We start from the raw sequence: 12769 nt of genomic DNA, 5'->3' as shown, positions 1-12769 counted from the left end.
AGCAGAAATTCAAGCGATTGTAGATGGTGTAGTTGCCGGAAATGTTATCGAGAATTATGCAGATGACAATACAAACCCAGCACCAACCGTAACTGATTATACAGATGCAGGAGTCACAGGCGTAACAGCTGGGAACCTAGCAGAAATCAACGCAGTAGTTGATGGTTTAACAGGGTCAGATGTTGATAGTTTAGCAGAAATTCAAGCTATTGTAGATGGAGTGGTTGCCGGAAATGTTATCGAGAATTATGCAGATGACAATACGAATCCAGCACCAACCGTAACTGATTATACAGATGCAGCAGTAACAGGCGTAACGGCTGGGAACTTATCAGAAATCAATGCAGTAGTTGATGGTTTAACAGGAACAGATGTTGATAGTTTAGCAGAAATTCAAGCTATTGTAGATGGAGTGGTTGCCGGAAATGTTATTGAGAATTATGCAGATGACAATACGAATCCAGCACCAACCGTAACTGATTATACAGATGCAGGAGTAACAGGCGTAACGGCTGGAAACTTAGCAGAAGTAAATGCAGTAGTTGATGGTTTAACAGGAACAGATGTTGATAGTTTATCAGAAATTCAAACTATTGTAGATAGCGTAGTTGCCGGAAATGTGATTGAAGCATACGCAGATGACAATACAAACCCAACACCTACGGTGGCGGACTACGCTAATGCAGGATTGACAGGCGTCAATTTAGGGATTCTTGCAGAGGTGAATGCTGCCGTAGATTCTTTAACAGCTTCAGATGTTGATACTGTAGCAGAAATTCAAGCAATTATAGATGGCGTAGTCGCAGGAAACGTGATTGAGGCATACGCAGATGATAATACAAATCCAACACCTACGGTAGTAGATTATACCAACGCTGGAGTTACAGGTGTTACTTTGGGGAACCTTGCTCTAGTAAACGCTGCCGTAGATATTTTAACAGGAACAGATGTAGACACATTATCAGAGATTCAAGCTATTGTTGATGCTATAGTAGCTTCTGTTACGTGGACTGGAACAACAAATAATTCATGGACTGAATCGACAAATTGGGCAGGAGGCACTGTACCTTCTAGTACAGATGATGTTATTATTTCTGGAGGAGCAACTCCAATAATAGATGGAGCAGGAGTAACACTTAATGACATAACTATTGAAGCAGGCTCATCGTTAACTATTAGAAACGGAGGCTCATTAATTCTAACAGGAACAAGTAGTGGAACTGTAACATATGAAAGAAGTTTAACTTCTAATTGGCACTTAATAGCTTCTCCAGTACTTGGCGAAACTATTGAAGATGTTATTACAAACAATAATTTAGATAGTGGTACAGCTGGTAATTTAGGATTAGCGCCATATGAAAACAGTGGAGCAAATCCATGGACATATTACAATGCAGGATCTACTGGTACTATGATGTCAGGAAAAGGATATTCAATGAAATTATCAAGTGCAGGAACAGCACAGTTTTCAGGAACAATTAATAGTACCACTACAAATTATGGAATTGTAATGGGAACAAGAAATAATTTCAACTTAATAGGAAATCCATTTGCGAGTTATGTAACATCGTCAACTTTTACAGCCAATAATACGGCATTACTTTCTGAAGAAACAATTTGGTTATGGGACGGTACGCAATACATTACAAAAAACAATTTAGATCCAATAGAAATTGCTCCAACTCAAGGATTTTTTGTAGAAGCGAGTACAGCTGGGAATATTAGTTTTAATAATGCAAATCAAGGTCATAATGCAGATACATTTTTACGATCTTCATTGACAAAAGTTGAATTATTAATTGAAAATGATGAAGCTAAAAGTTCTACTAAAATCTATTATGTAACCAATAAAACAACTGGTTTTGATAATGGTTGCGATAGTAAAATGTTTGGTGGAGTTACATATGATTTTGCGGTGTACACAGAGTTAGTAACGGATAATGATGGAAATAAGTTAGCAATACAAGCATTACCAGATATAGATATGGAAACTATTGTGGTTCCTATCGGGGTTATTGCAGCAGCAGGAAAAGAAATCACCTTTACTGTGAATGAAAGCAATTTACCAGAGAACGTTCACACATATTTAGAAGATAGAGTAAATGGTAGATTTATCAATCTATCAGAAGAAAACTATAAAATAACACTTACGTCACCTTCAAATGGAATAGGTCAGTTTTATTTACATACTACTTCTAAAAGACTAAGTTCTGAAGATACAACTTCGAACTCAGAAAACGTAAGTATCTATAAGTCTTCAGCAAATGAGGTAACTATTTCAGGAATAACTACAGATGCTAAGGTATATATGTACTCTTTACTAGGAGCCGAGATAATCAGTAAAGAAATAAAATCTCAAGCTGTAAATAAAATTGTATTACCTGAGCTTCCTACTGGAATATATATTGTAAAGCTACAATCAAAATTAACTAAGATTAGTAAAAAAATAATAATAGACTAGTTCTTTAAAAACATCATAATTATGAAAAAAAATAAATGCACAGAAGATATAACCCGCAAACAGGCCATAAAGAAAATAGGTAAGTATACAGCATTAACAGCACTGGGTACTTTCCTGATTTTATCCCCCAAAAAGGCGCAAGCTGCTTCTCCCGAACCCCCAGGAGATGGATTCTAAGAAGTAATTTCTTTTTATCGACTGTGTAAATTAAGCATGAAGTAGATTCTATGTCTACCTCATGCTTTTTTAGTAATTTCATAATAATGATATAGTATCAAGTAATACGTAAAGTTTATTATTGTAGATGATCCAGATTCTCTTTGCAAATATGCTTAGAAAATTTATTCAATAAGAGTTTTAACTTTGGATTAATGTAAGTCTTGCAAAATGGTTTAGCAGGATTGTTCTTATAATAGTTTCTGAATTCTTCTGGAGAGATTTTAAATTCAACAAAAGGTAAAACGTTGGTAATAACCTCGTAATTAAAATCCGGTTGAAAAGAAAGTATATGTTGTTTAGCAATAAGCGCTTGCTCATTTGAAAATGTATAAACTGCTGATCTGTATTTTTTTCTAAAAGAATGATTGCTGGTACTTTTATGAGTGTATAAGTGAATTTCGATAAGTGTTTTTAAATCGATTAATTCTGGATCAAAATAAACAATAACAGCTTCAGAAAAAGTATGCTCTTCACCAGTGGAGGCAATCCAACCTTGTTCAACTTTCAATACACCTTTTAAATGCTGAAACACAGCTTCTGTACACCAGTGGCAACCGCCTCCAAAACCTATTTTACTATTATTTTTCAATGATAAACTATAATGTGTTTTATGTATTTAAAAGCTCATTAATTTTTAAATCTAATCGATACAAAGCATTATTAGGATCTGATCCAAAAATAGAGTATGCTAAGTTTCCTTCTTGATCCACTAAAATCCAATGTGGCGTTCCTCCAGCTTCATATTTTCTAAAAGTATTCGTGTCATTTTCATCTTCAAAAAAAGGAAAACGAATATAAAATTCTTCCTTAGCTTTTATGTAATCTTCTATATGATATTCTGGTCCTTCAAAACGAGAATGAATACCAATTACATTAATATGTTCACCGTTTTCAACAACAACTCTATTTGCATAAGGTAATGCTCTTCCTTTACAACCTGGACAGCCTAAGTTGAAAAAAAGAATTAGCAAAGGTTTGCCTTTATAATTTTCAAGAGCGGGAACTTTATTATTAAAAATAGAAGTCAATTCCCACTCTGGTAATGGTTTGTTAATTTCAATTTGATTTGTATGTAAATCCATGATGGTTTTTATTAACTCAGGTTATGTATTACTAAGATGGAATAAATGAGTTGTCGAATCTTTCAAAATGGCAAGTATATCCATTTGGATTTTTTACTAAATAGTCTTGATGATATTCTTCAGCAACCCAAAACTTAGTAAAAGGTTCTAAAGTTGTAACTACTTTACTAGGCCATCTGTTAGACGCGTCAACTACTTTTATAAAGTCTTCAGCAATTTGCTTTTCCTCATCATTCTGGTAAAAAATAGCAGATCGATAACTAGAACCGCGATCATTTCCTTGGCGATCGATTGTTGTTGGATCGTGAACTCTATAGAAATAATCTAAGATTTCTTTAAAGTTTGTTTCTTCTGGATTATAGGTAAGTTCTATACCTTCTGCATGTCCTGGGTGATTTCTATAAGTTGGAAAATCATTTTCACCACCTAAATAACCAACTTCAGTATCTACAATTCCAGGGCGTTTTCTGAATAAATCTTCCATTCCCCAGAAGCAACCACCTGCGATATAAGCTTTTTTGTATGTTGTCATTATTATTAAAAATTAAGAGTTTTAATTAGGTTAATTTTCTAAATTAATATTGAGACTTCTTTTAAAAAGTCGATTACTTTTTGCTCAGGCATTTCACAAGGTTTTAAATACCTGTTATTTTTCGTTATATAAAAATTGAGACTTATAAAATCATTACCTTGAAGTTCTTTAGCGTATACTTTAAAAGAATTACCATTATTAAAAGTAGTTTTGGTAATGCCATACTTTCTATCTTGGTATTTTCCTTCTGAATATCCTTCAGGTATAGATGTTATAAATTCTAGCATTTTATTCTTTTTGTAAAGTCATAGATTCTGAATTAATACAATAACGTAATCCACTTGGTTCTGGACCATCAGGAAAAACATGTCCTAAATGTGCATCACAAGTATTACACATAACTTCAACTCTAACCATACCATAAGAAACATCTTTCTCATACTTAATGGCATTTTCTTTAATTGGTTGTGTAAAACTAGGCCAACCTGTACCAGAATTGAATTTTATGGTAGAATCAAATAATGGAGTATTACAACAAACACAATTATACTTTCCAGCATCGTGTATACTACATAAAGAACCAGAATGTGCTCTTTCAGTTCCTTTTAAACGAGTAATTCTAAATTGCTCAGAAGTTAGAATTTTTTCCCACTCTTGTTCAGGTTTCTCTACTCTTTTATCTGGAGATAGATTGCCATTTACAGCAAAGTGAATTACATCTTTCCAAGTTAAAATTTTGTTACTCATAAGTTATCCTTTCTTTTTTTACACTGCAAAATTACAATCAAACACTATGTTTTTCCGTACAGATAATTCCTGAGTTTGTATACATTTTCCTCAATAAGAAAAGAGTCGTAATTTTTATGAGTAATTAACTGATAGCACTAATGTTTTTTTCTTTATACTGTTTAGGAGACATTCCAACATGAGTTTTGAAGAATTTAGAAAAATGAGAAGCCTCACTAAAACCGAGCTCAAATGAAATTTCATTGATATTCTTATTAGAAAAACGCAATAGTTTTTTACTTTCAATGACAATACGTTCGTTAATAATCTTTAAAGGAGATTTGGAGTAGTATCGAGTAAATAAATTAGATAATGATTTAGAGGTTAAGTTCATTAAATCTGCATACTCACTAACTTTATGCTTTTCTCTAAAATGCATTTCTACCAGTATATTAAATCTTCTAATAGTATCTAATTTTGGTTGAGGCATATCAGGCTCAGGAAGAATTTTTCTGGCAATTCTAACCGATTTAATTAAAAGTCGCTTTAAAAGAACTAAAAGCATTTCTCCTTGAATATGATCTACAGTTCCAAACTCTTCAACAAAAAACTCATAAAGTAAGCTAAAACTCTTTTGCTCTTTTTCATTTAATCGTACCACAATAGGAGAGGAGGAACCTAAAAATAGTAAGCCATTACAAGAAACTTCTGTATCATGATCTCTAACACAATAAAACTCTCTATTAAAAGAATAAATAATAACTTGTTTATGACTAATTTCAAAATCTAAAAGATTTAAAGGAGTAGCAAATAACATCTGATGCTTTTGAAGTAGCACACTATAACCATCTACATTAATCTTAACTTCATCTTCTTTTGCCCAAATTATTTTATAACAATCACCTCTCATCTTAGGTGCGCTATAAGTTAAGCTTGAAACATCTATTAAATCAAAAACTTCTTGATTCTTGCCTTTATAAGTAAATTCCATGAATATATCTTAGTTAGTAAACCACGAATAGTTTGTCAGCAGAAAATTACTGTAAAAAGAATTCATTTTCAATAAAAAAACTTTTATTCTGAAAATTCTACAAAAGACAACTATAGTTTGTTTTATTAAAAATGAATCATTTATGTTACCTACGAAAAAACTATAGACTTAATTTTTTGCCCAACTCACAGAGGTTTTTAGTTGATTAGTTGAATTTTTTAGAGATTAAACCTGAAAAGATATTCCTTCGCGGACTTATTTGTAATAAATCTAATTAAAATGAAGGGGGTTAAAAATTACTCAATATGCATACTTATTATGTTACTTTTTTCTTTAAAAGGACAATCGCAGCATGATACGAATAAAATAATCGCAATTAAAGGAACTGTTTCAAATCAAGGAGAACCTTTACCTTTTTGCAATGTTTATATTGAAGGTACAATTAAAGGAACAACAACCAATGAAAAAGGAGAGTATACTTTAAAAGTAAGACATGGCGATTATACTATTATCGCACAAAGTTTAGGGTTCAAAAAAGGTAAAAAGAAAGTACACTTAGATAAAGATACGGTTGTAAATTTTAGTTTGGAAGAAGACGCATTAGGTTTAGATCAAGTAGTTGTAACAGCGACGAAAACAAACTTGAATAGGAAAGAAGCGCCAGTATTAGTAACGGTAACTGATAGTAAAATTTTACAGGGAACGCAATCTTCTTCATTATTAGATGGGTTAAACTTTCAACCTGGTTTAAGAACAGAAAATAATTGTCAAAACTGTGGATTCTCACAAATAAGAATAAACGGTTTAGATGGAGCATATTCACAAATATTAATCAATAACAGACCAATATTTAGTTCTTTAAATGGAGTATATGGATTAGATCAAATTCCTGCCAATATGATTAAACAGGTTGAAGTTACAAGAGGTGGAGGATCTGCTATCTTTGGAGCTAATGCTATTGCTGGAACGATTAATATTATTACCAATGATCCTGTTGAAGATAGTTTCGAAATAAATTCAAAGTTTAATTTAATAGACTTAAATACTCCTGAAAGCATACTTACATTCAATTCTTCTAATGTTTCAGAAGATGTTAGAAAAGGAATTACTTTTTTCGGAATGTACAGAAATAGAAAAGAGTTTGATGCGAATAACGATGGCTTCTCTGAGATTACAAAATTGAATAATCTGAATTTTGGTTTTAAATCTTTTTATGAGTTTAACGACTATGAAAAATTATTCGCAGAATTTATCACGATTTACGAACTTAGAAGAGGAGGAGATCAATTTGAATTGCCATCTCATCAAGCATTAATTGCTGAAGAAATTAAAAATAATATTGTAAGTGGAGGAGTAACATATGATTATTTTACGAAAGATTATAAAAATAAAATTTCGTTATATGGAAATGTTATAAATACGAAAGCAAATAACTATTATGGAACAAACCAAGATCCAGATGGTTATGGTATTACGAAAGATTTTACAGCATTAGCAGGAATACAACATACAGCAAAATTTGAACATAATGATGAAAAATCAATAACTTTAACTTCGGGGATAGAAACTAACTATAATATAATTACAGAAGATCGTAAGAATGCATTAATCAGTTATTTCCAGCAAAAAGTACATACAGCAGGAATATTCTCTCAAATAGATTGGAAAATCACAAAAGATTTAAAAGTGCTTACTGGTGTTAGAGGTGAATATTTCAAATCTAACCGATACTATAAAACATTATTTATCGTAAACCCAAGATTAAATGTATTGTATAATTTTAATGACAGTTGGAATTTTAGAGCAGGATATTCTAAAGGGTTTAGAGCACCACAATTCTTTTCAGAAGATGTGCATTCAGAAATTATTACTGGAGAAATCAGAAACGTACAATTAGCTAGCGATTTAAAAGAAGAAACTTCTAATAGTTTTATCGCTTCTTTAGAATATAGTCATCAAGATGAAGGGAATCAGTTTTTAATTAATCTTGAAGGTTTCTTTACAAGAATAAACAATCCTTTTGTGTATGAAAATAGAGGAGTAGGTAGTAACGGATTATTGGTTAAAGAAAAAATTAATGGAAGTAACGCTACAGTTAATGGAGTTAATTTAGAAATAAAATATAGCCCAAACTATGATTTAATTTTCCAATTAGGAGGAACGCTTCAAAATGGATATTACCAAAATACTTATCAACCAGAAGATGGAATAACCACCAATAAAATTTTACGATCTCCACAAGCATATGCAAATGCATTCATAAATTATACTCCTAAAAAATGGGATTTCAACCTTTCTGCAGTATATACAGGACCTATGTATACAACACATTTAGCAGGTTTTATAAGTCAGAATGAACTAGTAAAAACACCAAATATGGTAGATGTAGGACTGAATGCTGGATATACTTTTGAAATAAATGAAGAACAAGAACTAAAAATAACCACAGGTTTTAAAAACTTATTTAATAGCTACCAACAAGATTTTGATCGAGGAATAGATAGAGATCCAACGTATATATACGGACCTTTATTACCTAGAACATTTTTATTAGGATTAAAATATTCTTCAAAATAAATTTAAAACACTATCGTAATACTAAAGCCTTACTATTTTTAGTAAGGCTTTAGTTATTTTTTATAGAATATTTTTAGTTTCTCATTACATTTTCAATACGAATTACTTTTTCTCCTAAACATTGTGGATATTTACATAAAGTAGTTTTGTAACAACTTCCATTAAACTCATAATCTAGCTGGCCAGAAACTAAAATTCCTATTACTTTGTTAGAACATAAGTTAAAAACTGGTGAACCTGAGTTACCTTGAAAACTATCTAAAGAAGTATAAAAGTATTGTAGTTTAGAATTGTTTATAATGTCTGCATTTAAAGCAGCTTTTTTAGGCAATCCGGTTGGATGACCGATCATATAAATTTCATCTCTTTTTTGTAATGCTTTAGAGTTTTCCCATTCTAAAACAGGAATAGATTTAGGAAAGACTCTATCTACTTTAAATTGTACTACGTCTAATTCATCAAACTCTTTTTCAATACTAGTAGGATAAAAAATATTAGAGGCGAGTATAATTGATGAAACCTTTTTCTTCTTGTCTAAGAATTGAAAACCAAATACAATGACATAATCTTTTATCGGTCTTTCAAATACATGTTTGGCAGTGATCATTGTTTGTTCGCTAATAACAAAAGCAGTTCCAGAGCCTACAACAGGTTGATTAGTAAATGCTTCATTAGCGCATAGATTATATGTTTTTTGTAATGTATTATAAAAGTCTAATTGATATTCAGAGTTAGAAATAGCATGCAATCGTTCTTTTTCTATAATAATAGCTACAGATTTTGATGTTTTTATTATAGAAGACTGCCACTTTACAAGAGAATCTAATGCTATTATTTCTAACCGACTATCGTATTTACTAACTCCTTTCAATCTTTCTACTCGATTTCCGCATATATTAATAAAAGTATAATTTTCATTCTCATTTATGGATTCAATTATTGCTGCAGGAGCCCTACTTACAAAACTTTTCTTTTTAACTTGGCCGTTTAAAAGAGGTGAATGTAAGCTGATAATTAAAATTATTAATTTATTTAGTCTCATTTTATTCCTTTATTGTATAAAGTAAAAAGAGGAATATCAATAACAACTCCAATTCCTACTCTATAAGATTCAATATCTAAGAACTCTCCATTTCCATTATCGATGTCTCTTAATCTTGGACCGTATTGAATTCCAGCATTTATAGCAAAAGGAGATTTGTTAAACCCATAACTAATATATAAACCTGGAGAAAATATATCTTTAAAATTGAAATCTGGTAAGGTTCCTGTATCGTTGTTATTATCTAATCGAAATCTAACTGGAGCACCAATATCTATGATAGGAACAAATACACCTAGAGAACCTTTTTTAAGATTCCAAAATTGTGCATACAGTCCAATTGGAGCAGTTATTCCTGCAAAATTTGCATTGTCGATTGTATTACCACTAATTTCTTTTCCGAATAATATACCAGGAAATGAATTAATAGAAACATAAGTAGATGTTTCTTCTTTTATAGAAGAACTTCCCGTTGGTAAAGCAAAAGATTCAAGTGCATTTTCTACATCTTCAGAAGTACTAGAGGTAGCTATATTACTTATAAAGTGAACTAAACGTATTACATTATTATCCTTTACACGGAATACATTAGTTGTTAATTCAGGTAAATACACAGGTATTAATCTTAAAAGATTATTAGTAGTAGTTTTTAATTCTTTCTCTTTGTTTTCATCAAAAACTACACTTTTAAAAGTTAATGAGGCGTATTCTTCTATAGTTTTAATGATTTGGTCTTTAATTCCTGGAGGAAGTTGAGCTATTTTTTTAGATAAAAAAGCTTCAATGGGGGTTTTAAAAGTCTCGTTAAAATCTATTTTTGCATATTCTTTGAGAATAGTTATAATTATAGTCTCGTTTTCAATGGCACTTATAAATTGAGTAAGATTCTTTTTAAATTCTTGTTTTTTATCTTTTATTATACTGTTGTATAAAGTAGTATATAGCTGTTTTATATTAGTTAATGAAGAATTGTTTGAACTATTTATAATATAATTAAGCTGCTCAGCTAGTTTTTTAAAAGCTTCTTTTTTATCCTTGGCATTAGGAATGTTTTTGTAGGAAAGGAATTCTTTTAAAAGAATTAAATTATTAGCATTTATAAAACTGTTTTTTAAATTAAGAATTTTGTTTAAAGAAATTTCATTATTACTAAAATTAGAAGGTATTTCTAATGCATTGATAATAGCAGTAGTAAATTTCTTTTGATGAAGATCTAAAAATATTTGATTGACAGTTGTAGCGGTTTTAAAATAAGGCTTTGTTTTGTGTACAATAGATGTAGTATCTAATCCGCTCTCGAAAAAATTTAATTTTACTCCTTTTCTAGTAATATTTTCGGCAGTTTTAGTAATTTCTTCAGAGAAACCAATCAATGTATTTATCAATTCATATACATCAGTATAGGATACTTTATCATTACTTTTATTAGCTTTCTTTACTTGTTCTATATTTTTTTGAAGTTCTTCAGAATATGATGAAATATTAGTGAGATTTTCTTTTAGAAAAGAAATAACGTCATTAATATTTTTTTCATTTGCAGTAATATTATTAGGATTTGCACTCTCCATCAATTTCTTTAAATTTAAGTCTATTACATCAGTATCTTTTCTGAATTTTATATTGAAATACTTACTATTTTGCTGATGTAAAAAACCAATGTATAAGTAATAAAAATCTCTCATAGAACCGTAATCACTCATAAAATCTAAAGAAACTAACTTTTGCTTACCATCATCTATAACTAACATGCTGTTTGCCAATAATGAGGTTAATTTAATCGTATTAGAAATATTGAATTTAGTAGGATCGGTATCTTTTCCCCAACGCTGAATATTTCTACTGTTTTCTAAAATATCAAAGTATTCAATAGGGTTCTCAGTTTTTGAAATTTGAGAGATCAAATCAAAAGCTTCAAAAGCAAAATCTAAATCAGGATTTTTATGAATAAGTTTTCGAAATCTAGGAGTAGTTCGTAAATCATCTAAATTGGTAATAAGATTATTTAAATCTTGTTCTATATACTGTTTCAAATCATCTATAAAATTTAGAACTTGATTTGCATTAAAATTTTTAAGATAATCTGTGGTAGTAGGTAATAAAACTAAAAGTTCATTAATATAACTTTCTTCAGATGGATTGGTTAGATATTCTTTTACTTTATCAATAACATTAATAGTAAGTTCTTCTTTTATTCTTTTAGCTAGAAATCTAGCAAGTCCATCAATTAATGTTTCAAAAGCCAAATCTCCACCTAAAAAAGGAAGTGCTTTTTGAACAGAAGAACTATAGTTTATTTGTGCTAAAGTATCAGGTTCTAAAAAGAATACAGTATAATATTTATCTATGAATTGACTTAGCAAAAAGTTTAAATAAATGTTATCAGAATCATATGTGTCATTCAAGGCAATTAATCTAATAAAATCTAAATAAAATTTAGACTCGTAATATTCTACTTTTTTATTTATAAGGCTTGATGCATCTCCATAATCAGATGGCATTAGTTCATTAGTTTTTAAAACACTATTATAACGTTTTAAATTATCTTTAATATCATATATTTTTTCTACTAAAATATCTTTTCTAATATTAGTATACTTTTTAACTAATTCGTTAGTGAAAATTGAAGTAATACATAATTTGTGTAGAATTATGAGGTCGTCATCAGGATCCAGTTTACCTTTTAACTTTTTGGTTAATATTTCTTTTTGATCATTAGTAAATTTTACAGTCCCAAGTTTTTTCTTTAGTATTGTTGTTTCCTGATTAGTTAAAGTTTTATTTTCAAGTTTTTTCTTTAAAATTATTGTTTCTTGATTCGTGAAAGTATTGTAGTTTAGTTTTTTTTGTAGTTCCTTTCTTTCATTATCTGTTAGATAAGAATTAAAAATAGCAACAGTTTTTGCCATGTCATTGGCAATGGTCTCTGCACGTAATTCTGTACTAATAGTACCATAATCTTTTCTTAGTAGATCAATAAGGGTAGCTGCATCTCCTGCAACAGGAGCTGATTTTTGTGCCATGATAAATTGAGGACATAGCAATAAGCAAAATAAAAAAGTTTTAAGTTTCATAGGTTTTAAGTTTGGTTAGTTTGTAAAAATGAAATACATCATTTAGAAAATTAAAAATAATCTAAATG

The 12769-nt window shown here is 30.0% G+C and carries 11 protein-coding genes; 3 read left to right on the top strand and 8 right to left on the bottom strand.

What is annotated here, in order from left to right; translation table 11 throughout:
- Positions 1 to 2461 (top strand): T9SS type A sorting domain-containing protein (locus ACKTTC_RS06245; RefSeq protein WP_408038941.1); only part of this gene is annotated, 2461 nt, incomplete at its 5' end.
- 21 nt (positions 2462 to 2482) lie between these two features.
- The gene (locus ACKTTC_RS06240) at positions 2483 to 2638 is read left to right on the top strand and encodes a hypothetical protein (protein WP_408038940.1); all 156 of its coding nucleotides are present in this window, start codon (positions 2483 to 2485) and stop codon (positions 2636 to 2638) included.
- Between the two features lie 118 nt (positions 2639 to 2756).
- Here ACKTTC_RS06240 and ACKTTC_RS06235 read toward each other — a convergent pair whose 3' ends face one another.
- The 6 genes from ACKTTC_RS06235 to ACKTTC_RS06210 form a co-directional block, all read right to left on the bottom strand.
- Positions 2757 to 3269, bottom strand: a complete 513-nt coding sequence (locus ACKTTC_RS06235; RefSeq protein WP_408038939.1) for a peptide-methionine (S)-S-oxide reductase — start codon at positions 3267 to 3269, stop codon at positions 2757 to 2759.
- 19 nt (positions 3270 to 3288) lie between these two features.
- Positions 3289 to 3762 (bottom strand): TlpA family protein disulfide reductase, encoded by a 474-nt coding sequence (locus ACKTTC_RS06230; RefSeq protein ID WP_408038938.1) that lies wholly within the window; start codon positions 3760 to 3762, stop codon positions 3289 to 3291.
- Between the two features lie 31 nt (positions 3763 to 3793).
- Positions 3794 to 4294, bottom strand: coding sequence for a peptide-methionine (S)-S-oxide reductase MsrA (msrA, locus tag ACKTTC_RS06225; RefSeq protein WP_408038937.1), 501 nt, complete (start codon positions 4292 to 4294; stop codon positions 3794 to 3796).
- Positions 4295 to 4332: 38 nt separating this feature from the next.
- Positions 4333 to 4581: a peptide methionine sulfoxide reductase gene (locus ACKTTC_RS06220; protein ID WP_408038936.1), complete on the bottom strand. Its 249-nt coding sequence runs from the start codon at positions 4579 to 4581 to the stop codon at positions 4333 to 4335.
- 1 nt (position 4582) lies between these two features.
- The gene (gene msrB / locus ACKTTC_RS06215) at positions 4583 to 5029 is read right to left on the bottom strand and encodes a peptide-methionine (R)-S-oxide reductase MsrB (protein WP_408038942.1); all 447 of its coding nucleotides are present in this window, start codon (positions 5027 to 5029) and stop codon (positions 4583 to 4585) included.
- 136 nt (positions 5030 to 5165) lie between these two features.
- On the bottom strand, positions 5166 to 6011 hold the full coding sequence (locus ACKTTC_RS06210) for a helix-turn-helix domain-containing protein (protein ID WP_408038935.1): 846 nt from the start codon (positions 6009 to 6011) through the stop codon (positions 5166 to 5168).
- A gap of 318 nt (positions 6012 to 6329) precedes the next feature.
- Here ACKTTC_RS06210 and ACKTTC_RS06205 point away from each other — a divergent pair, with 318 nt between their 5' ends.
- Positions 6330 to 8588 carry a TonB-dependent receptor gene (locus ACKTTC_RS06205; RefSeq protein WP_408038934.1) on the top strand — a complete coding sequence of 753 codons (2259 nt, stop codon included), beginning with the start codon at positions 6330 to 6332 and terminating at the stop codon, positions 8586 to 8588.
- Positions 8589 to 8661: 73 nt separating this feature from the next.
- On the opposite strand, the gene ACKTTC_RS06200 is transcribed toward ACKTTC_RS06205, so the two are convergent.
- Positions 8662 to 9630 carry a S1 family peptidase gene (locus tag ACKTTC_RS06200; RefSeq protein WP_408038933.1) on the bottom strand — a complete coding sequence of 323 codons (969 nt, stop codon included), beginning with the start codon at positions 9628 to 9630 and terminating at the stop codon, positions 8662 to 8664.
- Positions 9627 to 12701, bottom strand: a complete 3075-nt coding sequence (locus tag ACKTTC_RS06195; protein WP_408038932.1) for a hypothetical protein — start codon at positions 12699 to 12701, stop codon at positions 9627 to 9629. Before ACKTTC_RS06195 ends, ACKTTC_RS06200 begins: the two co-directional genes overlap by 4 nt.
- Positions 12702 to 12769 lie beyond the last annotated feature (68 nt).

It is taken from the genome of Tenacibaculum amylolyticum, from assembly GCF_964511145.1.
Lineage (GTDB): Bacteria > Bacteroidota > Bacteroidia > Flavobacteriales > Flavobacteriaceae > Polaribacter > Polaribacter amylolyticum.
The sequence above is the reverse complement of the archived record's forward strand: the minus strand, read 5'-3'. Positions and strand labels throughout refer to the sequence as shown.

Excerpts from the sequence above, each read along its gene's own strand:
- ACKTTC_RS06200 (WP_408038933.1), bottom strand. The coding sequence starts at position 9,630 with ATGAGACTAAATAAATTAATAATTTTAATTATCAGCTTACATTCACCT.
- ACKTTC_RS06240 (WP_408038940.1), top strand. The coding sequence starts at position 2,483 with ATGAAAAAAAATAAATGCACAGAAGATATAACCCGCAAACAGGCCATA.
- ACKTTC_RS06210 (WP_408038935.1), bottom strand. The coding sequence starts at position 6,011 with ATGGAATTTACTTATAAAGGCAAGAATCAAGAAGTTTTTGATTTAATA.
- ACKTTC_RS06205 (WP_408038934.1), top strand. The coding sequence starts at position 6,330 with ATGTTACTTTTTTCTTTAAAAGGACAATCGCAGCATGATACGAATAAA.
- ACKTTC_RS06220 (WP_408038936.1), bottom strand. The coding sequence starts at position 4,581 with ATGCTAGAATTTATAACATCTATACCTGAAGGATATTCAGAAGGAAAA.
- msrA (WP_408038937.1), bottom strand. The coding sequence starts at position 4,294 with ATGACAACATACAAAAAAGCTTATATCGCAGGTGGTTGCTTCTGGGGA.
- ACKTTC_RS06230 (WP_408038938.1), bottom strand. The coding sequence starts at position 3,762 with ATGGATTTACATACAAATCAAATTGAAATTAACAAACCATTACCAGAG.
- ACKTTC_RS06195 (WP_408038932.1), bottom strand. The coding sequence starts at position 12,701 with ATGAAACTTAAAACTTTTTTATTTTGCTTATTGCTATGTCCTCAATTT.